24 protein-coding genes are annotated in these 21,470 nt (G+C 56.7%); 9 read left to right on the forward strand and 15 right to left on the reverse strand.

Annotation, left to right across the window (positions count from 1 at the left end; translation table 11 throughout):
• From GOX75_RS13710 to GOX75_RS13720, 3 genes are read left to right on the forward strand one after another with little or no spacing between them, the layout of a single operon-like run.
• On the forward strand, window positions 1-1,512 hold the full coding sequence (locus GOX75_RS13710) for a tripartite tricarboxylate transporter permease (RefSeq protein ID WP_171124000.1): 1,512 nt from the start codon (window positions 1-3) through the stop codon (window positions 1,510-1,512).
• Window positions 1,502-2,689, forward strand: a complete 1,188-nt coding sequence (locus tag GOX75_RS13715; protein WP_171124002.1) for a CaiB/BaiF CoA-transferase family protein — start codon at window positions 1,502-1,504, stop codon at window positions 2,687-2,689. The genes GOX75_RS13710 and GOX75_RS13715 overlap by 11 nt, the downstream gene beginning before the upstream one ends.
• The gene (locus GOX75_RS13720) at window positions 2,686-3,459 is read left to right on the forward strand and encodes a citryl-CoA lyase (protein WP_171124004.1); all 774 of its coding nucleotides are present in this window, start codon (window positions 2,686-2,688) and stop codon (window positions 3,457-3,459) included. The genes GOX75_RS13715 and GOX75_RS13720 overlap by 4 nt, the downstream gene beginning before the upstream one ends.
• A gap of 39 nt (window positions 3,460-3,498) precedes the next feature.
• Here the strand turns inward: GOX75_RS13720 and GOX75_RS13725 are convergent, their stop codons facing one another.
• Genes GOX75_RS13725 through GOX75_RS13735 form a run of 3 tightly spaced genes read right to left on the reverse strand, consistent with a single transcriptional unit; the run spans window position 3,499 to window position 6,958 of the window.
• A complete protein-coding gene (locus GOX75_RS13725; RefSeq protein ID WP_171124005.1) occupies window positions 3,499-4,995 on the reverse strand; it encodes a heme biosynthesis protein HemY in 1,497 nt (498 codons plus the stop codon).
• Window positions 4,996-5,005: 10 nt separating this feature from the next.
• Complete coding sequence (locus GOX75_RS13730; protein WP_171123936.1) at window positions 5,006-6,190, reverse strand: COG4223 family protein; 1,185 nt, start codon at window positions 6,188-6,190, stop codon at window positions 5,006-5,008.
• Between the two features lie 54 nt (window positions 6,191-6,244).
• A complete protein-coding gene (locus GOX75_RS13735) occupies window positions 6,245-6,958 on the reverse strand; it encodes a uroporphyrinogen-III synthase (protein WP_171124007.1) in 714 nt (237 codons plus the stop codon).
• Between the two features lie 96 nt (window positions 6,959-7,054).
• On the opposite strand from GOX75_RS13735, the gene tsaD reads away from it, so the two are divergent.
• Genes tsaD through GOX75_RS13755 form a run of 4 tightly spaced genes read left to right on the forward strand, consistent with a single transcriptional unit; the run spans window position 7,055 to window position 9,804 of the window.
• The gene (gene tsaD / locus GOX75_RS13740; protein WP_171124009.1) at window positions 7,055-8,152 is read left to right on the forward strand and encodes a tRNA (adenosine(37)-N6)-threonylcarbamoyltransferase complex transferase subunit TsaD; all 1,098 of its coding nucleotides are present in this window, start codon (window positions 7,055-7,057) and stop codon (window positions 8,150-8,152) included.
• On the forward strand, window positions 8,149-9,111 hold the full coding sequence (locus GOX75_RS13745; protein ID WP_171124011.1) for an NAD(P)H-dependent glycerol-3-phosphate dehydrogenase: 963 nt from the start codon (window positions 8,149-8,151) through the stop codon (window positions 9,109-9,111). The genes tsaD and GOX75_RS13745 overlap by 4 nt, the downstream gene beginning before the upstream one ends.
• A gap of 1 nt (window position 9,112) precedes the next feature.
• The gene (locus tag GOX75_RS13750) at window positions 9,113-9,382 is read left to right on the forward strand and encodes a YciI family protein (RefSeq protein WP_170386865.1); all 270 of its coding nucleotides are present in this window, start codon (window positions 9,113-9,115) and stop codon (window positions 9,380-9,382) included.
• Window positions 9,382-9,804 (forward strand): EVE domain-containing protein, encoded by a 423-nt coding sequence (locus GOX75_RS13755; RefSeq protein WP_171123702.1) that lies wholly within the window; start codon window positions 9,382-9,384, stop codon window positions 9,802-9,804. Before GOX75_RS13750 ends, GOX75_RS13755 begins: the two co-directional genes overlap by 1 nt.
• Before the next feature lie 201 nt (window positions 9,805-10,005).
• On the opposite strand, the gene GOX75_RS13760 is transcribed toward GOX75_RS13755, so the two are convergent.
• Window positions 10,006-10,347, reverse strand: a complete 342-nt coding sequence (locus GOX75_RS13760; protein ID WP_171123704.1) for a DUF2853 family protein — start codon at window positions 10,345-10,347, stop codon at window positions 10,006-10,008.
• Between the two features lie 177 nt (window positions 10,348-10,524).
• Here GOX75_RS13760 and GOX75_RS13765 point away from each other — a divergent pair, with 177 nt between their 5' ends.
• Window positions 10,525-11,172 carry a DUF899 family protein gene (locus GOX75_RS13765; RefSeq protein ID WP_171124013.1) on the forward strand — a complete coding sequence of 216 codons (648 nt, stop codon included), beginning with the start codon at window positions 10,525-10,527 and terminating at the stop codon, window positions 11,170-11,172.
• 63 nt (window positions 11,173-11,235) lie between these two features.
• Here GOX75_RS13765 and ahcY read toward each other — a convergent pair whose 3' ends face one another.
• The gene (gene ahcY, locus GOX75_RS13770) at window positions 11,236-12,624 is read right to left on the reverse strand and encodes an adenosylhomocysteinase (RefSeq protein ID WP_171124275.1); all 1,389 of its coding nucleotides are present in this window, start codon (window positions 12,622-12,624) and stop codon (window positions 11,236-11,238) included.
• Between the two features lie 101 nt (window positions 12,625-12,725).
• Window positions 12,726-13,046 (reverse strand): hypothetical protein, encoded by a 321-nt coding sequence (locus tag GOX75_RS13775; RefSeq protein ID WP_171123708.1) that lies wholly within the window; start codon window positions 13,044-13,046, stop codon window positions 12,726-12,728.
• 205 nt (window positions 13,047-13,251) lie between these two features.
• On the opposite strand from GOX75_RS13775, the gene GOX75_RS13780 reads away from it, so the two are divergent.
• Window positions 13,252-13,845: an HD domain-containing protein gene (locus GOX75_RS13780; protein ID WP_171124015.1), complete on the forward strand. Its 594-nt coding sequence runs from the start codon at window positions 13,252-13,254 to the stop codon at window positions 13,843-13,845.
• Here GOX75_RS13780 and GOX75_RS13785 read toward each other — a convergent pair.
• The 9 genes from GOX75_RS13785 to GOX75_RS13825 all read right to left on the reverse strand — a co-directional run bounded on the left by GOX75_RS13785 (window position 13,842) and on the right by GOX75_RS13825 (window position 21,383).
• A complete protein-coding gene (locus GOX75_RS13785; protein ID WP_171124018.1) occupies window positions 13,842-14,213 on the reverse strand; it encodes a VOC family protein in 372 nt (123 codons plus the stop codon). The two genes, GOX75_RS13780 and GOX75_RS13785, sit on opposite strands and share 4 nt — an antisense overlap.
• An 87-nt stretch (window positions 14,214-14,300) precedes the next feature.
• Complete coding sequence (locus GOX75_RS13790) at window positions 14,301-14,855, reverse strand: ActR/PrrA/RegA family redox response regulator transcription factor (protein WP_171123714.1); 555 nt, start codon at window positions 14,853-14,855, stop codon at window positions 14,301-14,303.
• Window positions 14,856-15,284: 429 nt separating this feature from the next.
• Complete coding sequence (locus GOX75_RS13795) at window positions 15,285-15,923, reverse strand: TadE/TadG family type IV pilus assembly protein (protein ID WP_171124020.1); 639 nt, start codon at window positions 15,921-15,923, stop codon at window positions 15,285-15,287.
• A 1-nt stretch (window position 15,924) separates the two neighbouring features.
• Window positions 15,925-16,551, reverse strand: coding sequence for a TadE/TadG family type IV pilus assembly protein (locus GOX75_RS13800; RefSeq protein WP_171124022.1), 627 nt, complete (start codon window positions 16,549-16,551; stop codon window positions 15,925-15,927).
• 21 nt (window positions 16,552-16,572) lie between these two features.
• Entirely contained in the window at window positions 16,573-18,234 is a 1,662-nt protein-coding gene (locus GOX75_RS13805) for a TadE/TadG family type IV pilus assembly protein (protein WP_171124024.1), read from the reverse strand.
• Between the two features lie 407 nt (window positions 18,235-18,641).
• On the reverse strand, window positions 18,642-19,013 hold the full coding sequence (locus GOX75_RS13810; protein WP_171124026.1) for a cupin domain-containing protein: 372 nt from the start codon (window positions 19,011-19,013) through the stop codon (window positions 18,642-18,644).
• 95 nt (window positions 19,014-19,108) lie between these two features.
• Window positions 19,109-19,621, reverse strand: coding sequence for a toxin-activating lysine-acyltransferase (locus tag GOX75_RS13815; protein WP_171123725.1), 513 nt, complete (start codon window positions 19,619-19,621; stop codon window positions 19,109-19,111).
• Entirely contained in the window at window positions 19,618-20,586 is a 969-nt protein-coding gene (locus tag GOX75_RS13820; RefSeq protein WP_171124028.1) for a Hint domain-containing protein, read from the reverse strand. Before GOX75_RS13820 ends, GOX75_RS13815 begins: the two co-directional genes overlap by 4 nt.
• Window positions 20,587-20,762: 176 nt before the next feature.
• Window positions 20,763-21,383 carry an SCO family protein gene (locus tag GOX75_RS13825; RefSeq protein ID WP_171124030.1) on the reverse strand — a complete coding sequence of 207 codons (621 nt, stop codon included), beginning with the start codon at window positions 21,381-21,383 and terminating at the stop codon, window positions 20,763-20,765.
• Window positions 21,384-21,470 lie beyond the last annotated feature (87 nt).

The following is a 21,470-nucleotide window of genomic DNA, read 5'->3' on the forward strand; positions in this document are numbered from 1 at the left end:
ATGCTTGAAGGACTTCTGATCGGCCTGCAAACGGCATTCTCAATCCAAAACCTTCTGATGGTCATCGCGGGATGTCTGATCGGCACATTCATCGGGATGTTGCCCGGTCTTGGACCCATGTCGATCATCGCTATCATGATCCCGGTTGCGATCTCGATGGGCGACCCGTCCGCCGCGCTGATCCTGTTGGCCGGGGTTTACTATGGCGCGATCTTTGGCGGCTCGACATCCTCGATCCTGCTGAACGCGCCGGGGGTCGCGGGGACGGTGGCCTCAAGTTTCGATGGTTACCCGATGGCGCGACAAGGCAAAGCAGGCAAGGCGCTGACAATCGCCGCGATCGCCAGTTTCGCAGGCGGCACGCTGGGTGCCGTGCTGTTGATGGTGTTTGCCCCTGCCCTTTCATCAGTGGCGCTTTTGTTCCATTCAGCCGAGTATTTCGCGCTGATGGTTGTCGGTCTGTCGGCCATCGCTGCCTTTGCTGGAAGCGGGCAAGTCGCCAAGGCCGTCATCATGACCGTTCTTGGGCTGATCATGGCAACCGTAGGCGAAGGCGCATTGTTCAACCTACCCCGTTTCACCATGGGGATTATGGACCTGCAATCCGGTTTTGGGTTCATCACGCTGGCCATGGCCATGTTCGCCCTGCCCGAGGCGCTGTTTCTGGTCCTGAAGCCAAAAGATCTGAAAGGTGATGAAGGCGAGATCAAAGACCTGCGCATTACCAAGGCAGAAGCCAAGGCTATCGCACCTGTCGTGGGTCGCCAATCCGTCCAAGGCTTCTTTATCGGCGTTCTGCCGGGCGCGGGCGCGACAATCGCCAGCTTCCTTGGCTACGCTGTTGAGCGCAACATTGCCCCGAAAGAGGAACAGGAAGAATTCGGCAAAGGCTCGATCAAGGGTCTGGCAGCCCCGGAAACAGCAAACAACGCCGCCTGTACCGGATCATTCGTTCCGCTGCTGACGCTGGGCATTCCCGGTTCCGGCACAACTGCGATCCTGCTGGGCGCGCTGATTGCCTTGAACGTGACACCCGGCCCACGCTTGATGCTGGACGAACCGCAGATCTTCTGGGCGGTGATTATGTCGATGTTCATCGGTAACCTTGTCCTGCTGATCCTGAACCTGCCGCTGATCCCCTACATCGCCAAGGTGCTGTCGGTTCCCCGCAACTACCTGATCCCGTTCATTTTGTTCTTTACCCTGATGGGGGCCTATATCGGGCAGAACAATGCGACCGAGCTGTTGATCCTTGTTGGCTTCGGCGTCTGCGCCACAGCTTTGAAGTTTGCCGACTATCCGCTGGCCCCGCTTCTGATTGGGTTCATCCTCGGTGGAATGATGGAGGACAACTTTGCAAGGTCCATGCAGCTCTATGACGGAATCGCGTTTATCTGGGAACGTCCCATGACGCTGGGCCTGCTGGTCATCGCCGCGCTGCTGGTGCTGCTGCCCAGCTATCGCGCGCGCCGCGCGCGGGCGCGGGCTGCCGGTATCGCCGATGGCGACTGAGCCGCTGGCAGCGATACGGGTTCTTGACCTGACGAATGTTCTGGCAGGCCCGTATTGCTGCTATCAGCTTGCCCTGATGGGCGCCGAAGTGATCAAGGTCGAACGTCCCCAGGGCGGCGACCTTGCTCGGGTGTTGGGCGCTGACCCAGACCGCAACACGGCCGGGATGGGCATCAGTTTTCTTGCACAAAACGCGGATAAGAAATCCGTCACACTGGATATGAAATCCGCCAAAGGCAAAGCCTTGCTGAAGAAGCTGGTGCAAACCGCCGACGTGCTGGTCGAAAACTTCCGGCCCGGTGTCATGGACCGGCTTGGCCTTGGCTATGACGTGCTGCGCGCTGAAAATGCCAACCTGATCTATTGCGCAATCAGCGGTTTTGGGCAGGACGGTCCTCGCAAAAAAGACCCGGCCTACGACCAGATCGTGCAGGGTATCAGCGGTGTCATGTCGATCACCGGAGCAGCCGATACAGCGCCCTATCGCGTCGGTTACCCGCTGGCCGATACCGTCGGAGGGTTAACGGCTGCCTTTGCAATCAGTGCCGCCCTGAACGCGAGGCCGCGCGGCGCGTTTTTGGATATCGCAATGTCCGAGGCCGTGGTCTCCACTATGGGTTGGGTGGTATCGAACTACCTGATCGGGGGCGTCACGCCGGGGGCGCATGGAAACGAAAACACCACGTCTGCCCCGTCAGGAACTTTTGCCACAGCGGATAACCCGATCAACATCGCGGCCAACCGCGACGAACAATGGCAGGCGCTCGCCCGGCACCTTGGGCGGGACGATTTGCTGGACAACCCTGACTATGCCACGCGCGAAGATCGCAAGAGGAACCGCCACGCCCTAAAGGACGATCTGGAAGCCACTCTGCGCACCCGACCCGCCCGGGAATGGGTTGGTGAGCTGAACGCCTTAGGCGTCCCGACCGGGCAGGTAATGACCGTGCCCGAGGCGCTGGACGACGAACAGCTTGCAGGCCGCGGATTGATTGGCACTCTGCCAGTTCAGAACGAAAAACTGAAACTGACCGGCAGCCCTGTCGTAAGGGACGGTCAACGCAGAATGCCCCGGACCTCGCCACCGGAATTAGGGGCGGATAATGTCGCGATCTGGTCAGAGCTTGGCCTGACTCGTGACGAAATCAACGCATTGGTGAAGGAGGGGGTCATATGAGCGATGTCGCCGACTGGTGGACAACATCCATCATCGACATGGAACCCGGACGAATAGACCTGCGGGGCACACCCATTCAGGACCTTATCGGCACCCTTGGTTTTGCGGAAATAATCTGGTTCATGGTGCGCGGCGACAGACCATCCCCCGCACAGTTGAAATTGTTCGAGACCGCGCTGGTTGCAGCCGTGGATCACGGGCCGCAAGCCCCTTCGATTGCTACGGCGCGTATGGCGGTGACGTGCGGTCTGCCGCTCAACAACGCCATGGCAAGCGCGGTGAATATGCTGGGTGACGTTCACGGCGGTGCTGGTGAGCAAGCGGTGAACCTGTATCAGTTCGTCAACGCGCACTCATCCGCCGTTGGCCCGGCACTGGATGACTGGATCGCCGCGCAGGGGAAAATTCTGCCCGGGTTTGGCCACCGTTTTCACACCCCAACCGATCCGCGCGCCCCGCGTTTAATGCATCTTGTGGACGAAGCGATTGAGGCAGGTGCCTGTGACGGGCGCTACAAGTCCGTAGCGCATGACATCGAAGAGGACCTGGCCCGGCGCAAAGGCAAGCCCGTTCCGATGAATATCGACGGTGCCACAGCGGTGATCTATGCCGAGCTTGGTTTTGACGCACCGCTGGCGCGCGGCCTTTTTTGCCTGTCCCGATCTGTCGGCATTCTGGCACACGCTTGGGAGCAAACTCAGCAGGGTGGCCGAAACAAGGGTCCGACCCCGCCAAAGTACCGCTGGACGTATCGGCCCAACGACACTTGAAGGGTAACAGGGTTCTAAAGGGTCTTTTGAACCGCGCTCTCAGACCTTTTCTTCGATTGCAGGCTCGATATCTGGGCGCACGGGTTCAGCCTCCATTTCAATCACCTCGGACTCAGCCTCTGCTTCCGGTTCGTCAACCACTGGCTCGGGTTTGTCCTCAAGCGCACCCACGATCAGCGGCAACATGTGAACCCCGGTGGCCGAGGCGATCTCGGGCGTTTGCGGTGTTTGCCAACTGAGCGTGTCAAAGCTGTGGCAGTTCTGACAGACAGGGGCCCACTCGGGCTGAATGTCATGGCAGTTGTCACAGACCCATTGCGGTCCGCGCGGCGCATTCAGGGCTTTGGCCAGCCACCCCTGCACAACCGCGTCCGATGCGCCCTCGCCGCGTTCAATTGCGGCCATCAGAGTATAGGCCCGCGCATCCCCCTGCTTTTCGACCACATCACCCAGCGCACGCCGGGCTTCGGGAAAATCCTCGGCCACGATGTTCAATTCAGCCAGGATCAGGCGAGTTTCAATATCTTCGGGGTGCACACGGGTCAGCGCGGTAAAGCGCTTGATGCGCTCGTCTGAGGTTTCATCCGGAACGATCTCAGCAAAGGCATGGGCCAGATCGGGATGGGGCTGAACCTCCCACGCTTTTTTCAGGATCTTGGTTGCCGAACGTGGTTTGCCCTTTTCGATATACGCGCGCGCGGCCATTGCTGCCGCTGGTACCAGATCAGGGGACAAACGGTTGGCTTCAATCGCGTGTTCGCGTTGTTCAACCGTTGCGGATTCGTCCAGAATCCCTTTGGCTTCGGACAGTGCCAGCACCGCATCGCGACGCTTGTACACGTCGCGCGGCAAATGACCGGCCTTCAGCTTGGCGGTCAGGGTAGACCGGGCCCCGGCCCAATCCTGCGACTTGGTCTGAAGACCCAGTAGAATATCCTGTGTTTCCTGATGCCGCGGCTTGATCGCCAGTGCCTTTTCCGCAAGCTTGCGGGCGGTGTCATCATCGCCTTCGGCCAGCTTCTGTTTCAGGATACCGCGCACACCCACAAAGCGCGTGGCGTTATTTGTGACCAGCTTGCGATAGGTCTCGGACGCTTTCTTGGTGTCGCCGTTCATCTCGGCGGCCTGCGCCACCAGCAAGTTCGTCAGTTCAGGTTTGTTCAGCAGTTTTTCAGCCTTGTTCGCCTTGTTCATGGCAACGCGGCCTTCACCCGAGGCCAACGCCATCAACCCGTCAGCCAATGCCTGATACCCACGCTGTTCCCGGCTGCGGTCGAAATACCGCGATAACGCGGTTTCATCACCGTTGAGAAATTTCAGCGTGGCAATCAGCAGGGTCAGCAATTTGAAGAACAGCCAGATCGCGAAGACCATCACGCCCAGCGCAATAACCGATTGTAACGGACCCAGCGTATATTCCATTCCACCTGCGGTGATCTGAACGCCACCACTGGTTTCCATCAGGAAGCCCGCGCCCACAGCCAGCAAGCCGACAATCGCTACAAAAACAAGAATCTTAAAAAGTGACCACAGCATGGCAGGTCCTTCAGTTCGAGTTCGCGCCAGAGGATAGCGCATCTGCGGCGTCGACCGCGGCAACCCGCGTTTGTGCCGCCTGTTCCCAATCGGCCATCGCAGCTTTTGCCGCCTCTGGCAGGGACTTGAGTTCATTCAACGCGCCGGACACGTCACCGTCTGACAACGCGGCCTGCGCACGGGACAGTACTGCATCCGGGCCATCCCCATCCTGAGGCGTGACAGAACGCGCGCCCGTCTGGCGCTGCAGGAAGGCAACCAGTCCGACGCCTTTGTCAGCCTCTCGTGCGTCAGCAAGCGCCGCGCGCGCAGACGGTTCAAACGACTCGCGCAGCTCCGCAAGAGTTGCGACACCCTTATCCGCCGCGGCGCTCAAAGCCTCGGGCACGTCAACACCACCGGCCGAGAGTTCGGCAATCAATTCCGGGTAAGGCTGGCCCGAGTCCAGCTCACCCCGCAGCTTGGACAAAATCGCGGCATTTGTTGCGGCCATCGCCTCGGCCGAGGCTTTCGCCTTAAGCGCCTGCGCGTCTGCCACCATCTTTTCAACTTCTGCACGTTGGGCGGCCAGAGAATCCTGTAATTTCTTCAACTCTGCTTCAAACGCAGCCGTTGCTTCGGGTGACGCGCCCTGCGTCAAGGCCCCGCTTTCAATCTCACCCAACCGGGCGGTCAGCGGCTCAATCTTCTCGGCCAATCCCGCCAGACTGGACTTAACGGTATCCAGATCAGCGGTGATAGGGGCCAGTTGCCCAGTTAACGCATCGACTTTTGAGGCAAGTTCCGAGCCACCGGAAACCGACTTGGTCAGGGATTCAATCTGGCTGGCCTGTTCGGCTAGCTTGGCCTCCAACGCCGCGATCTGATCTGACCCGTCGGATGAGAACATGTTGCTGTCACCAACTGTAAACCCGATGGCTGCGGCCAATACGCCGCCCAGCAACGCGGGCAAAAACCCACCACGCTTCTTGGTGTTGCGCTCAGCAATTTTTTCCTTGAACCGTTCAAGCTTGGCTTCGGCTTCGGCTTCGGCTTCGGCTTCGGCTTCGGCTTCGGCTTCGGCTTCGGAAACCGGTTCTTCTACGAGCTTAACCTCGTCAACCGGTGTTTCCTCGGCCGTCGCAGCAGCATCGGCTACGTCGTCGACCTTGGGGTCATCCACCGGCTTTTGATCGGTTTTCTTACTACCAGCCAACGCAATATTCCCTTTATCGAATCCGAAATGACCTGAACTACAGACCCAACTAAGTTAATCTGTGGCCTCGTCGCCCTCAACCCGCAACGCATGTTTCACAAGCTTTTTAATGGCTTTCCGCATTTTCTTCGGAGTCGGTTCCTTGGCAATCTTCAGGCGTTCAGAGCCCAAGGAATAAAGGGGTTCGGCTGTGGCAGCGCTGATTGCAGCCAGCATCAAGGGTGCCGTTCCATGCCAGATGTCGGCAAAATGTCGCGCTGTTCGGGGTGAAAAAATAGGGGCAATTACGGGCTCTTTTTCGAACGTGGCGGCCTCGGCTTCGGATGTCAGCGGTAACAATCGCTGCTGATACACGGGCAGTTCGCGCACAGTCAGGCCGGATTCGGTCAGCCGTTCAGCGACACTTCCACGCGTGTGTTCTCCGCGCAGATGCAGAAGCGGGCTGTCGGGTCTGGCTTGCAGCAGGGCGGCAACCAGTTCTTCGGCAGTCTGGCCCACCATCTGCGCCTGCCATCCTGCACCTTTGGCCGTTCCAGTGGTTGCAGGGCCAACACAATAAGCAGGCAGAGCGCGATCCACGCCCATAGACGCCGCGGCATTAACCGCATTGGCCGACGTAAATATCAGACCGCGCACATCCGTGTCGTTTACCTGAACCGGCAAGGGCTTGATTTCGAGGATCGGGGAATAGATGACCTGAACCCGTGACCTGACCCGGGTTGGCAATTGCGCAACGAACCTTTCCGAGGCGGCGCGAGGGCGGGTCATCAACAAATACAACGGCGGTGCCCCTGGCCTTGGGATTGTTTGCATCCGCGCAGGGTGATACCCCGCTTTGCAATCAAGGTGTAACGGATCAGGCCAATGGTGCAAACACTTACTGTCCTCGGGCTGGAAAGCAGTTGTGACGACACAGCCGCCGCAGTCGTGCGCCAACGTGATGGCGCCGGGGCCGAGGTGCTGTCATCGGTTGTTTTTGGCCAGGCGGATCTGCACAGCGCCTTTGGCGGCGTCGTCCCCGAGATCGCCGCCCGCGCCCATGCCGAAAAACTGGATACCTGCGTGTTGCAGGCGCTCGAATCCGCTGGGATGACCCTGGATGACGTCGACGCCGTTGCCGTTACCGCAGGTCCGGGTCTGATCGGCGGGGTCATGTCCGGTGTCATGTGCGCCAAGGGCATCAGCGCTGCAACCGGCCTGCCCCTGATCGGAGTGAACCATCTGGCCGGTCACGCGCTGACCCCTCGGATGACAGACGGGATCGCGTTTCCGTACTTGATGCTGCTCGTGTCGGGTGGGCATTGTCAGTATCTGATCGCCCATGGACCGGAAAAGTTCACGCGGCTGGGCGGTACGATTGACGATGCACCCGGCGAAGCGTTCGACAAAACCGCGCGGCTTTTGGGTCTGCCGCAGCCCGGCGGCCCTTCGGTCGAAGCCGAAGCGCGCAAAGGTGACCCGAAACGGTTCCGTTTTCCCCGGCCCTTGCTGGATCGGCCCGACTGCGACCTGTCTTTCTCTGGATTGAAGACGGCCCTTATGCGAATGCGCGACCAGATCGCCGCGGAGAAAGGTGGGCTCACCCGTCAGGATCGGGCAGACCTGTGTGCCGGGTTTCAACAAGCGGTCGTGGACACGCTGGCTGAGAAGACCCGCAGGGCTATCGACCTTTATCTGCAACAAAGCCCGCCTGATCCCGTCATCGCCGTTGCGGGCGGGGTCGCGGCCAATTCTGCCATTCGATCCGCGTTAGAGACTGTTGCGGCCGAAAACGGGGCCCGCTTTACCGCACCTCCGCTGCGTTTTTGTACCGACAATGCCGCAATGATCGCCTACGCCGGGATCGAGCGGTTTCGCACCGGTGCCCGCGACGGACTGGACCTGGCCGCACGTCCGCGCTGGCCTCTGGACCAAACCAGCCCTGCCATGCTGGGCAGCGGTAAGAAAGGTGCCAAGGCATGAGTATCTCCGTTCTGGGTTCCGGTGCCTTTGGGACAGCGTTGGCGATTTCGTTAGCCGGGAATGGGCCAATCACACTTTGGGCACGCGACGTGGATCAAGCGCGTTCGATGCAAAGAGACCGCGAAAACACGGCGCGGTTGCCCAACGTGTCCTTGCCCAGCGCGATCACCGTTACCTCTGACATCGCAGAGGCAGCAACGAACGAGATTCTGCTGGTTTCCGTGCCCATGCAGAAACTACGCGGGGCCCTGTTGGATCACGCCTCTTCTTTTGTGGGCAAGACTTTGGTGGCCTGTTGTAAAGGCATTGAATTATCAACTGGGCTTGGGCCGATCTCGGTCATTCAACAGGTTGTTCCAGATGCGCGTCCGGCCTTGCTGACCGGCCCGAGTTTCGCCGACGACATCGCGCGCGGGCTGCCGACCGCCCTGACGCTGGCCTGTGCCGATCAAAATCTGAGCCAACAATTGCAGCACGCCCTGACAACGCCCAACCTGCGCCTGTATCGCACAACCGACGTCACCGGAGCCGAACTGGGCGGAGCGTTAAAAAATGTGATAGCCATCGGATGCGGGGCCACCATCGGTGCGGGACTGGGTGACAGCGCCCGTGCCGCCCTTTTGACGCGGGGCTTTGCTGAAATGCAGCGATTTGCGCTTATGCGAGGCGCGCAGGTCGACACGCTGATGGGGTTGTCTGGTCTGGGCGATCTGGTCCTGACCTGCTCGTCCGAGTTGTCCAGAAATTACCGTTTTGGCCTATCTTTGGGTCGAAATCTGCCTTTCGACACTGCGACCACAGTCGAAGGCGTCGCTACAGCGCGTGCGATGTCCGACATCGCGACACAAGAAGGGCTGGATATGCCCATAAGCGCAACAGTGGCAGACTTGAGCCGTGGCGCCTACAGTGTGCCCGAGGCCATTCAATCCCTGCTAAACCGACCCCTGAAGGAGGAATAATATGCTCATTGCCCTTATCGCCCGCGACAAGGACGGCGCCCTACAAACCCGTTTGGACAACCGCGCCGCGCATCTCGGCTATATCGAGGAAACCGGCGTTGTCGCACAGGCTGGGCCCTTGCTGGACGGTGACGCGATGATCGGTTCATTGATCATTCTCGAGGTCGAGGACATGGCTGCCGCCCAAGCCTGGGCAGACAATGACCCATATGCCAAGGCCGGTCTGTTCCAGTCGGTTGACCTGATCGCGTGGAAAAAGGTTGTGGGCTGATGGCGTATTGGCTGTTCAAATCCGAACCCTCGACCTGGAGTTGGGACCAGCAGGTCGCCAAAGGGGGCGCAGGTGAAGAATGGGACGGCGTGCGCAACTATCAGGCGCGAAACTTCATGCGCCAGATGGTGGTTGGCGACAGGGGGTTCTTCTACCACTCGCAAAAAGACAAGGCGATCGTTGGCATCGTCGAAGTCTGCGCCGAGGCCCATCCCGACAGCACCACGGATGATGACCGCTGGGAATGTGTGGACATCAAGGCGGTACGTCCATTCACGGCGCAGGTGACCTTGGACGACATCAAAGCGGATGAGCGTCTGGGCGATATGGTTTTGGTCAAGAACTCGCGACTGTCCGTTCAACCGGTCACCGAGGCGGAATGGCAAGTGATCTGCGATCTGGGTCAGACGCAAGCGGAATAATTAAAGGGAAGGCTCTGACGGATGCAGAACCTTCCCTACCCCGCGTGCTCCCTACTCACCACACGCGTATGGAAATGTCTGGTTCTGACCGTCCTGGTCACACCCTGACATTAGCCGAAGGTTTGGGCGCAGTTCAAACCTCAAGTATCTAAAATTTAAGTCGCCCTTTTAGTACGGCGGGCGCGACCGTGGCGCGGACGCTTACCCGTAAACCGACTCTTTCCCGAAATGCTTGGTCAGCATGTAATAGACGACTGCGCGATATTTATTGCGCTCGGACTGGCCATAGGTGTCCAGGGCCTTGTTGATCGCGTCCATCAGTTCCGGACCATCGGACAAACCCAGTTTCTTGATCAAAAAGTTGTTCTTGACCGTTTCAAGCTCACCTTCCTGAGTGGCCGCAACCGTTGACGCATCAGCGTCATAGATCGCCGGTCCACAACCGATGGTGACTTTGGTCAGCAAATCCATATCCGCGTCCATGCCGCATTTGGATTTCAGGTCCTCTGCATACTTGGTAATCAGCTCATCGCGCTTTCCCATAGTCATCTCCTGATTTGGGTAGATTTCAAATTCCCCATCACCCCAATCACGGTAATGGGCAGACGGAATTGAACAAAGGGAAAAATCACCGGCTTTCCCCGCAAAGAAAACCCGACCTTGATTTCAAATCATCCATTATTTAACATATAGGTTAAATTATTGAATCAGGAGGGTGCCATGACCGTTTCCTTGCCCAACGAAAGCCCCGCGTATCGCGAGGCGCGAAACCGCCTGCTGGCCGCCGAAGTAGAATTGCGCGCCAAGATAGAAGATGTCGCCAATCTGCGCCGCAAACTTCCATCGGGTGGCCAGATTCCGCAGGATTACGCGTTCCGAAACCTTCAGGGCGATGATGCGCCTTTGTCCTCGCTCTTTGGTTCACATGATACGCTTGCGATTTATTCGTTGATGTACGGCCCAAATGCAGAGTTACCCTGCCCGATGTGCTCGGCCTTTCTGGACGGGCTGAACGGGCAGATTGCGCACCTTTCAAAGAAGATCAGTTTTGCCGTGGTTGCCCAGAATACACCGGAAAAGCTAACAGCCCTACAAGCAAAGATCGGTTGGCATGAACTGCCGCTATTGTCCGCGCTGGGCACCGAGTACCAGCGCGACTATCTGGCCGAAGCCGAAGACGGAAGCCAATTGCCAATCCTGAACGTCTTTCGACGTACACAGGACGGAATCTGCCATTTCTGGAGTTCTGAGCTTTTCTTCCAGCCCAGCGACTGGCACCCACGGCACATTGATACCGCGTGGCCGCTTTGGAATATACTGGACCTGACGCCCGAAGGTCGCGGCGATTTCTTTCCGTCCTTGCGCTGAATATCAGGCACAAAAAAAACGGCGACCTGACAGGCCGCCGTTTCAATTCCGTTATCGCCGAAATCAATAGCGATAATGTTCCGGCTTGTACGGGCCTTCTGGTTTTACACCGATATAGGCGGCTTGCTCGCTGTCCATCTGGGTCAGCTTCACGCCGATACGGTCCAGATGCAGGCGGGCGACTTTTTCGTCCAGATGCTTGGGCAGGATATAGACTTTATTCTCGTACTCATCACCCTTGGTGAACAGCTCGATCTGGGCCAGCACCTGATTGGTGAAGGATGCCGACATCACGAACGAAGGGTGACCGGTGGCGTTGCCGAGGTTCAGCAGACGGCCTTCGGACAGCAGGATCAGACGGTTGCCCGAGGGCATCTCGATCATGTCCACCTGTTCCTTGATGTTGGTCCATTTGTGGTTCTTCAGGTTGGCCACCTGGATTTCGTTGTCGAAGTGACCAATGTTGCCGACGATGGCCATGTCCTTCATCTCGCGCATATGCTCGATGCGGATCACATCCTTGTTGCCGGTTGTGGTGATGAAGATGTCAGCCGAAGCAACTTCGTCTTCCAGCAGGGTGACTTCAAAGCCGTCCATCGCAGCCTGCAGTGCGCAGATCGGGTCAACTTCAGTGACTTTCACACGAGCACCCGCACCACGCAGCGAAGCGGCCGAGCCTTTGCCCACGTCGCCGTAACCGCAGACCACGGCAACCTTACCGGCCATCATCGTGTCGGTGGCGCGGCGGATACCGTCGACCAGCGATTCCTTACAGCCATATTTGTTGTCAAACTTCGACTTGGTAACGCTGTCGTTCACGTTGATCGCCGGGAACGGCAGGTGGCCATCTTTGACCAGTTGATACAGACGGTTCACGCCGGTGGTGGTTTCCTCGGACACGCCTTGAATCTGATCGCGCATTTTGGCGAACCAACCGGGGCTGGCGGCCATACGCTTGGCGATCTGTTTCTTGATCACCTCTTCCTCTTCCGAACCCGGAACAGGGATGATGTCTTCGCCGGCCTCAGCGCGTGCGCCCAACAGGATGTACAGCGTTGCGTCGCCGCCATCGTCAAGGATCATGTTGGGGCCTTGGTCGAACAAGAAGGACTTGTCCAGATAATCCCAATGCTCCTCCAGCGTCTGACCCTTGATGGCGAAAACGGGGATACCCGCCTCGGCAATCGCGGCAGCGGCGTGGTCCTGGGTTGAAAAGATGTTGCACGACGCCCAGCGTACATCTGCGCCCAGCGCCACCAGTGTTTCAATCAGAACAGCGGTTTGGATGGTCATGTGCAGCGAGCCAACGATACGCGCACCGGACAGAGGTTTGCTGTCACCGTATTCCGCGCGCAGGGCCATCAGACCCGGCATCTCGGTTTCGGCAATATCCAGCTCTTTGCGGCCGAACCCGGCCAATGAAATGTCTTTGACGATATAGTCCCCGGCCATCAGGTACTCCATTCCGGTAAATCTTGGTCCGGGTTGCCCCTAACATCCCTTTGGGGACGTGGCAACGCAGATGGCCGGAAACGGGATTGTTAACGCCTAAATCAGCTTGGCGTGCCGTCTACCTTGATCTTGGGAATGGCTTCGAAAAAGTCGGTGCCAACAGAGACGATGCAACTGATGCCATTTGCATGCGTCACCAGAACGGTAAAGCTTCCCGTTTCCTCGGAGGTCCAGACCTCCATCACCGATTGCGAGCCGCGCGATTTCTGCAATCCGCCAAAGGCCAGCTGTTCCGAGTAGCTGTCCTGAAGCTTGGCGATCACGTGTTCACGCTGTGCGCACGTACTTTTCTGGGCAAAAGCCGGAGGGGCGGTGGCGGCCATTCCAAAGGCCAGTGCAATTCCAAACAAACGCTTGAACATAGCAAGCTCCTTTCGATACGTGTTACGATCGAGAGGGGCACACCGGGAGGAGCATGCGCCCCCCTCGGTACTAGATGTCGGTATCACCGCGCACTTGTTCAAAGCACGATCGCTCAAGAAAAAGTTGGCAGCTGGTGATCTTGACAGGTAAACCATACCACAAAACTGCTGCGCAATCGCCGCTGTTGAAATCGGGCATGGTATAATGGCAACACAACCCAGAGCGTGGCAGAGAATGTTATCCGGTCGCAGGCTGGACCTGCTGGATCCGACGCCAGTTGACATTGAAATCGAAGATATAGCGCACGGTCTGGCGTTTGTGGCGCGCTGGAATGGTCAAACCGCAGGGGATTTTGCCTATTCGGTTGCCGAGCATTCCCTACTGGTCGAGGCGCTTTTTCGCCGGATCGCCCCCAAAGCACCCATTAAATGGCAGCTTGCCGCTTTGTTACATGATGCGCCTGAATATGTGATTGGGGACATGATTTCACCGGTCAAATCCGCAGTCGGCCCGGATTACGGCGCGCTGGATGACAGGCTGGCGGCGGCGATCCACATCCGGTTCGGACTGCCCGCCGCTGTGCCCAAAACGATCAAGCGACAGATCAAAAAGGCCGACAAGATCAGCGCCTGGATGGAGGCCACGCAGATCGCCGGGTTTTCTGAGGCAGAGGCGACCAAGTTCTTTGGCCGCCCAGATAAGACTGTAATGGAGGGGCTGGAGATCGTCTTACGCCCGCCGGTAGAGGTGCGACAGGCGTACACGGAACGGCACGCAGCCCTGTTACGTCAGCTTTAGCCGAAAACGAAGAAGCACAGCTTGTTGCCATCCGGGTCACGGACATACGACCCGTAGAAACGGTCAGGCACACGCTGACCGGGCTCGCCTTCGTCGGTTGCACCAAGGCTGATAGCCTTGTCATACAACGCCTTGCTTTCCTCTTTGGACTGAGCGGCAAAAGCGACCATGCTGCCGTTACCAACCGAACACTCGCCCCCGTCATAGGGCTCGCAAACAGCCAGCATAGGTTCACCGGGCTTGCTGCCGATAAAGGCGATGCGTCCCGCGTCGATAATCACCTTCGCGTCACGATCCGAGAAAAGGTCGGTATAGAATTTCTTTGCGCGCTCCATATCCGACACGCCGATGGTCACGTAACCGATCATTTGTAAGGTCCCTGTCTAGCAACTGATGTCCCAAAGCGAAAACTTTGCCAAAGGGACGAAAGATAACAAGTCAAGAAACTGTGACCACTACCGCGGGCTGCGTTTTGCCAGAATCCGCTGCAACGTCCGGCGGTGCATGTTGAGGCGACGGGCAGTTTCGCTGACATTGCGGTCACACAGCTCATAAACCCGCTGAATATGCTCCCACCGCACGCGATCCGCACTCATGGGGTTTTCGGGGGGCGGAGGCAGTTCGTCGTCTTTTGTCAGCAGAGCGTTGGTGATGTCAGTGGCGTCGGCGGGTTTCGACAGGTAGTCGGTCGCGCCAATTTTGACGGCAGCAACAGCCGTGGCGATGGCGCCGTAACCGGTCAGAACCACAACGCGGCTGTCGGGGCGCTTCTCACGCAGCACTTCGACCACGTCCAGCCCATTGCCATCCTCAAGCCGCAAATCCACAACCGCATAGGCCGGTGGACGGGCGGTAGAAATTGCGCGGCCTGCCGCGACCGAGCCTGCGGTCTCAACCTCGAAACCGCGCTTTTCCATCGCCTTGGCGAGACGTCTCAGAAATGGCTCGTCATCATCCACCAGAAGCAGGGATTTATCCGGGCCGATATCCAGGTTAGAGCTGTCCGCCATATTCCGTTCTTTCCGCTATTTCACGCCTTTGGCTAGTTTATGAGTAATAGCAGCGCCATGAGAAAGGTCAAACAGGCCCTGAGTAGTAGAGTCTCGCGGGTCTTCGACGAACAACTCGGAAAGTCATCCGCCCCTGATCACAGGCCGGTTGCGCCCCGGCCCACTCGCATGGTCAAGTATTTTCGCAGACACTTGGAAGGCAAGGCCAATACCTCCCACGCCGTGAACCACAAGGCGAATAAACAACCGTATTTTCTAGTTTTTTGACCATGACGCCAGCGGGAGCGTTCTACTGTTTCACACATGTCTTCGAGTTTAACAGCAGAGTATCTGACCCGTAAGCCAGTCGCTTAACCAGCGCCAAAATATCCCGGCACATTGCGGCAATCCCGCCTGCAAAGTCGTGCACAGTTTATCTTATGTTGCACTTTAATTGTTAAAGCAGTCTCTGACGATTGTGTTACCATCTGTATCCACAGCGCCGGTATCAAACTTGATCTGTCCGGCAATCCGTGGACGGGTAAACGCGACGGTCTGGTAGGTTTGGGGCGACATAATGAAGTCGCCGAACAAGGGCGTATAATCCAAAAACGCTTCGGTCATAAGTAGCGTGTCACCTTCGGAAAAGAGTGGTGTTCGCGCCTCGTAACTCGCGATCTGATCATTGGTCAGCGCTGACAATCCCGAAGAAGGATGCGACCAACAGAACTCTAGCACGCGCTGGGCCTCATCTTGGCAATCCGCTGTGCATTCAATCGTAGAAATCCGCAGCTCGCTGGGATGCTGAGGCCCTACGATATATCGGAAAACGCTGTTCAGACCATTAAAGTAATCCGCGTCGATAAAGGTATCTTCGCGGCTGATCATGTCCGATACTGTATAGGTCGCCTTAGACCGCAAATAGGACATGCGAACCGCATCCTGCACCACCAACGCACCCGTCGTCAGCAGGATCAGAATGGGCAAGGCAAACCCCATTTCGACAAGGGCCGCACCGCTTGTGTCGCGTACAAAACGGCCTATTGCGCGCCGCAACCTGAACTTAAACTCGTTATACAAAACAAACATATCAAAAAGGCTCGTTCACAAAGGCTGACCGTGAGATAAGAGCGAAATTGCCCAAGTCATCGTAGCGCCGAAGCGATGCCAGCATCGGCATAGGTGGGAAAAGTGACCTTTGGACAAGGCACGCGCGGGCGATCATCAACTGATTTTCGGTCCCTTCTGTGAAGTCGATCGGCGGCTCATATCCTTCCGGGGGCGATGTATTCAGGCAATTCGCGCGGCCATTAAGGTTGAATTCCCAATCCGACTTCTCGACCTGACGCACCTCCAGCAGCAGATTTTCGTCGCAATCCCACAAGGACACTTGCGCCAGAGATTTGGCGCAAATGGCGGTCTTTACCTTTTCGTGCGTCGGATCAGAGATCAGCCCCAGCCGCAGCTCGCGGAAGGTTTCGTCCGTCGAGCGATCCAATGCAACTTGGCGCACGATCAAGTAACTGAATTCGAGCGTTATGAACAGAAACAGCAGAAGCAGCGGCAGACAAACAGAGAATTCAACCAGTGTCGTACCGTCTTCGTCCCGCCACCAGCGTCGCGATCGCCGGGCGATACCGGAAAAGGCTCCGTCGCGCTGTGCCGATGTCCCATCGGGCGTTTTGGTTGCATAGGCTATCGTCTGGTATCGCGTCATCAGATCAATCCCCCTGCCGAATTACTGCGTAAGCCGCAGTTTGTTGATCTGACGCGCAATGGACGCAAAGGCATCATCAATGTCCAACCCGTCGACATCGTAAAAATGCGAGGGCGAGGACGCGCAGTCAGCCAAAGTTGCATCGCCCTGACCATAGGTATCCATTCCGATCGTAAAGACGATCACGTCATTGTCCTTGGCGGCTTGGCAGATGGCAGAGGTACGGTTGTTTTTCCACGTACCCGTCCGGGTCCGCACGATCCGATTATAGTGACCATTCGCGCTTCGGCTGGTGTCTGCCTCGGACAGGATGCTGTCCACGAACCTGTCCACCGGCATATCGGCCCAAACCTCAGGCCAAGTCATCTGTACCGCGCCGCTACCGGGTGTGAAGCTCCAAAAATCGCCCGAAACCCGATAGAAATCCCGACCTGTTCCGGGGCGGTTCCGGTAATAGCTATAGTTGTTCGTGCCCGGCAAACGGAACAGCGGCGAGTTACCCTCGCGATAGGGCGGTCTGATATCGAAGTTAAGAGTGTTTGCACCATCAGACATCACGATCAGGTACTTAATAGCGTCGGGATTATCGAAATCATAAGGCATCCCGCGCCCTGCAGGGCCAGACAGGTGTTCATAGCCTGTCATTCCCGACAAGGACGACAAGACCGGACGCATGGTTGGGTCCAGCATTGCAGCGCCCCACTTCGCTGCCATCTCGATGGATGTGTAGCCATAAGGCTGCATCGCCCGGATACGGGTTTTCAGAACATCCGGATCTTCCGACCACGCAACGATGTCGCGTCGTGCTGAATCCGTTGGGCAAACCGTGTTGTATGTACTCAGGTTCCATCCCGTGCTGGAGGGATCGTGATGCGCCGTTCGATTCAGCAACGTATTCGTCGGAACGGCCGTGGTGGTATAGTCTGCGGTGGAGTTGAACGTCACGCAATGCGATGTCGAATGTTCAGCCGACACCGTGAAGTTGTTCAGCAAATCCTCACCCACAGAGACTTGTGTGGCAAAAGGGACAAGTGAAATCGTCGTCGTGCCCGGCTGCCCAGGTTTCGGTTGCACCGCATCGACGAAAGCTTCGGCTGCAGGAATAAGCAGGTCCATGCGCGACGGGTTGGCGGCAGGTCCGCTGGTCGATCCAGGTGCCCAGGACATCGAACCCGAATTGTCCAGTGCAACTGCGATTTCTAGATCACGGCGGGACTCGGTCGCGGCGCCAACAACCGGTACATCCCAACCGTTGCGCCCAGCCAACCTTGTCAGCAAAGCTGGAACAAAGGCATCCGATTCAACCGCCACCGTTCTTTCGGTGGCGGTGTTTACAACAGTGACGTTCCGAAGATTATCGCCTAGTCCCGCTTTCGCAAAAAAGTCGTTTACCACATCTTCAGGTTCCAGAACCTGTTCAAGGTCCGCCGACGCAAGACTGGCTGAATCCGATGTGTTCTGAAGCTTGACCCTAATGTCTTCCGTCAGCGCAAGCTCCATGGCAAGCCCGATGAACACCATCATGGGGACAAGGAAAATCGCCAGCAGGATAAGAACCGCGCCTTCAGACTCTTGGCGAAACCGCGAAAACAGATCGCGGACGCTGTTTTTGTCCAGATAGTTTTCTTTTGATTTTGACTCGGAAATTGAGTCCTCGGGAAGCTGAATACACGTCTTAACCATTTTCAACACTCACAAACTCTGGGCGCATTCACACGATTTGGTGAGGCCAGAACACTGAAAAATCTTTCGATTCGTTACTGCAAAGTTAACCGAAAATGAACCAAAAATGAACGGAGCAAGACAGATTATGAACACAATTTTGCCATTAAGTCAAAATTCTGCACAGGGTGAGAAGGTCCACCCAAATGGATTGCGCATTCTCGGTCCTGAAAAAGTTCTATATTTTTCAGATTGTTAAAATGTGAAAACTGCGAAAGCGCAAACTAGAAAGCCCATTTAGATCCTGATTGGGCCGAAAGGAGTTCAGTCCGGAATCAGACAGCTTTATTAGCGTTCAAACTCAATCCGATAGGCCCGATATCACCTTACTGTTGCCGGATTCGGCCTCTTGGCAGATGCCTGAATTGTTAATAGCCGTCCCGCTTTTGTCCGAAGAAAACTTTGGTGACCTCTTCGGTGACGTTCCATTCCACGCGACTGCCATCGCGGATGAAAAGGCTATCTCCTGTGCACAGGGTGCTGACCTCACCTGTGGTCTTGTCCGTCAACTGGCATTTGCCCGACAAAATGGTCATCAATTCATCACCTTGTTCGGTGCACTCAAACACGCCGGGCGTACAGCGCCAAATACCGGCCCGCATCGTATGGCCTGACCCACCGGCATCCATCCGCCCGAAAACAGTGGGTGATCCCGACTTGATGACATAGTCGCTTTCGGGGTTGTCGAAAGGCCAGTGCTCAAGCGACCCCACATCTTCATCTGGTTTGTATTCAATCATACTGATTTCCGGTTTCAGAGTGTGTCTTTCCTGGCGACAGGGGCCTTCGTTATTTGTTTAGGTTCGGCGTTGTTAACCATTCCCATTCCGCAAAGTCAGACGAAGTCCTTTTCCGTCAGAATACGCTGCTTGCGACCCCGACGGCCAAAGTCGATGTCCACAATCTTGCGGTTCCTGTCTTCGGTCTGATGTCGACAGAAACGAAACCCTTCATCGCTGACATTTCCCGGAATCATGGCCCAGTTCCATATGCTTGGCATAAGTTTGCGATATGGGGCAATCAGATCAATCACCCACATCCGCCCGCCTTCGGCTTTCCAATCCTCCGGCATCAGCGGTTCGCCCCGAATGTGTTTCTTTTCCGCGTCTTCCGACAGAAAGGCCCAGGTGAAGATCGCGCGGGGAACCTCATCGAACCGGAATATCCTGTACTGGCCCAGTACAAGCGGCGGTTCAAACGCCAGTCGCAGGTTCGCAACAGTCATCCGATTGTGATAGCTGCTGCGAAAGGCCAGAAACATTGCGTCGCCATAAGCGCGCAAAAGTTTTGGGTCGGGTGCTTCTTCACGCGGAAGAGGTTTGCCAGAGGCATCGAGGATCTGTTTCATGCCACTTTCGAAGATTTACTGAGCAAGGCCGCTTCCCACGGCTTGAGGCCGGGCAACGCTGAGGGGCCAAATTCATTGGCGTTGGACTTAAGGCCGGGAAAAATCTCGTACAGCTCATTGGCGGCATCCCGATCAATTCCGTCCAAGCTGGTCGGGCCGGGGTGGAAGCTTTCGGTTGCAAGCCCGTTGGTTACGATGACTTCGTGTTGATCGAACGCCAAATGGAAGTATTCGACCTCAGCAACCGAACGATCGACAGTTATCGTTGAATCGTTCAGCAAGCCTTTAGCGGGGGCCAGAACTGCCGGATGGCCGAACAGCATCTCTGCCAAGGGGTCCTGAACCTGAATTCGGTGCTGGGGAGAAACCAAAAGATCGCCATTAGGCGCATCGTGGCCAAAGGCGTTGCCCCTTATCCTTACTGGAAACAGGCTATCGTTTCGATCCAACTCTGCCGCATCAATGCAGCGACTGCCGATCCAACGAACTTGTTCCGTCCGGCCATCCGCCGTCAGAACGTCGTCCCCGATCAGCAAATCCTCAACCGGGCGCTCGCCAGCCGGAGTCGCAATCAGCGTGCCTCGGGACACGCAGATGAGCAGGTTGATGACAACGGTGTCTGTATCGCTGGCTCCAGAAGCATCACTGCCTGTAACCGTGAAGCTGACAACCTGATCAGACCCGGATGCAATTACTGCAGCCCGGTCGATTATGAAGGTGAATTCACCGGTTGTGGAATTCGTAACAAATGTACCGTAGGGGGTTACAGGTAAATTGAAGACATAACCGTCTTGCGCTTCACTCCCGCCAACCCCATCCAAATTGTTGTCCAGATCAAAGTCGCCAGTGACCGTTGTTACAGAAGGGTCGCTTAAGTCCGCTGAGGTTGTCCAGATATCCAGATTAGCAGTGCCGCTACCGGTGAACCCCGTCACCTCGCTGATATTATAAAATATAAAACCCATATCACTACATTTCCCGATCGGCCGTCACGTTCGGTTCGGCAAGTCACTCGTTCTTAGACATAATACTATTTCGTCGCACAGTAGGGCGACTGTCAATCAAGCAAGCAACCATGCGTGTTTTTTATGTGAATATGTGCATGTAGAGAAAAATAGTTCCGGCGGCGCAGAGTCGTCGGCTATAGCTGGTCCAGAAAGCAGCCAACCTTATCCGCCATTTGGTCAGCCGTATCGTTGCGGTTGAAAAACTCGATAAATCCGTCTTCCGGCGTCACCAGATAGGTAAAGGTCGAGTGGTCGACCAAATAGAACTCATCGCTTTTGTCATGCGCCTTGTAATAGGTCTTGTAAGCTTGGCTGGCCGCCTTGACCTGCTCGGGCGATCCGGTCAGGGCGATGGTTTTTCCGCCAAGATTGAACGCATAGTCGCTCATCACTTCGGGCGTGTCGCGATCCGGGTCAATTGAAATGAACAATGGCGTCACCGACTGGCCGCGTTCGGCCAGAATGTCGACAGCTTCGGCATTGCGTGACATGTCAAAAGGACAGACATCCGGGCAGAAAGTGTAGCCGAAATAAACCAACGTGGGCTCGGTGATCACGTCCACGTCGGTAACCGTTTCACCCGCACCGTTGATCAACTCGAACGGCCCGCCGATTGCCGCCGACCCGCCGGCAATTTGGCTGGAGCGGCATTGTGCAAACTTGTCATCTGATCCACCACCTCTTGTCAGCAGCCACATGGTACCAACGCCTATGGCCAGAACCACGGTTGCAAGAATGGCATACAGACGGATCATGGCGGGCTTCCTGAAAGAAAAAGGGGTTGTTGATCGTTTCCGCCCGGACACCTATCAAGATGAGCAGCCTATGCAACAGGACATAAT

Source organism: Ruegeria sp. HKCCD7251, assembly GCF_013031165.1.
Lineage (GTDB): Bacteria > Pseudomonadota > Alphaproteobacteria > Rhodobacterales > Rhodobacteraceae > Ruegeria.

Coding starts and splice junctions, on each gene's coding strand:
- GOX75_RS13750 (WP_170386865.1), top strand. CDS start 9,113: ATGCTCATTGCCCTTATCGCCCGCGACAAGGACGGCGCCCTACAAACC.
- GOX75_RS13720 (WP_171124004.1), top strand. CDS start 2,686: ATGAGCGATGTCGCCGACTGGTGGACAACATCCATCATCGACATGGAA.
- GOX75_RS13765 (WP_171124013.1), top strand. CDS start 10,525: ATGACCGTTTCCTTGCCCAACGAAAGCCCCGCGTATCGCGAGGCGCGA.
- GOX75_RS13775 (WP_171123708.1), bottom strand. CDS start 13,046: ATGTTCAAGCGTTTGTTTGGAATTGCACTGGCCTTTGGAATGGCCGCC.
- GOX75_RS13825 (WP_171124030.1), bottom strand. CDS start 21,383: ATGATCCGTCTGTATGCCATTCTTGCAACCGTGGTTCTGGCCATAGGC.
- GOX75_RS13725 (WP_171124005.1), bottom strand. CDS start 4,995: ATGCTGTGGTCACTTTTTAAGATTCTTGTTTTTGTAGCGATTGTCGGC.
- GOX75_RS13745 (WP_171124011.1), top strand. CDS start 8,149: ATGAGTATCTCCGTTCTGGGTTCCGGTGCCTTTGGGACAGCGTTGGCG.
- GOX75_RS13810 (WP_171124026.1), bottom strand. CDS start 19,013: ATGATTGAATACAAACCAGATGAAGATGTGGGGTCGCTTGAGCACTGG.
- GOX75_RS13715 (WP_171124002.1), top strand. CDS start 1,502: ATGGCGACTGAGCCGCTGGCAGCGATACGGGTTCTTGACCTGACGAAT.
- GOX75_RS13785 (WP_171124018.1), bottom strand. CDS start 14,213: ATGATCGGTTACGTGACCATCGGCGTGTCGGATATGGAGCGCGCAAAG.
- GOX75_RS13780 (WP_171124015.1), top strand. CDS start 13,252: ATGGCAACACAACCCAGAGCGTGGCAGAGAATGTTATCCGGTCGCAGG.
- GOX75_RS13710 (WP_171124000.1), top strand. CDS start 1: ATGCTTGAAGGACTTCTGATCGGCCTGCAAACGGCATTCTCAATCCAA.
- GOX75_RS13800 (WP_171124022.1), bottom strand. CDS start 16,551: ATGACGCGATACCAGACGATAGCCTATGCAACCAAAACGCCCGATGGG.
- GOX75_RS13755 (WP_171123702.1), top strand. CDS start 9,382: ATGGCGTATTGGCTGTTCAAATCCGAACCCTCGACCTGGAGTTGGGAC.
- GOX75_RS13795 (WP_171124020.1), bottom strand. CDS start 15,923: ATGTTTGTTTTGTATAACGAGTTTAAGTTCAGGTTGCGGCGCGCAATA.
- GOX75_RS13815 (WP_171123725.1), bottom strand. CDS start 19,621: ATGAAACAGATCCTCGATGCCTCTGGCAAACCTCTTCCGCGTGAAGAA.
- GOX75_RS13760 (WP_171123704.1), bottom strand. CDS start 10,347: ATGGGAAAGCGCGATGAGCTGATTACCAAGTATGCAGAGGACCTGAAA.
- GOX75_RS13735 (WP_171124007.1), bottom strand. CDS start 6,958: ATGACCCGCCCTCGCGCCGCCTCGGAAAGGTTCGTTGCGCAATTGCCA.
- tsaD (WP_171124009.1), top strand. CDS start 7,055: ATGGTGCAAACACTTACTGTCCTCGGGCTGGAAAGCAGTTGTGACGAC.
- GOX75_RS13805 (WP_171124024.1), bottom strand. CDS start 18,234: ATGGTTAAGACGTGTATTCAGCTTCCCGAGGACTCAATTTCCGAGTCA.
- GOX75_RS13820 (WP_171124028.1), bottom strand. CDS start 20,586: ATGGGTTTTATATTTTATAATATCAGCGAGGTGACGGGGTTCACCGGT.
- GOX75_RS13790 (WP_171123714.1), bottom strand. CDS start 14,855: ATGGCGGACAGCTCTAACCTGGATATCGGCCCGGATAAATCCCTGCTT.
- ahcY (WP_171124275.1), bottom strand. CDS start 12,624: ATGGCCGGGGACTATATCGTCAAAGACATTTCATTGGCCGGGTTCGGC.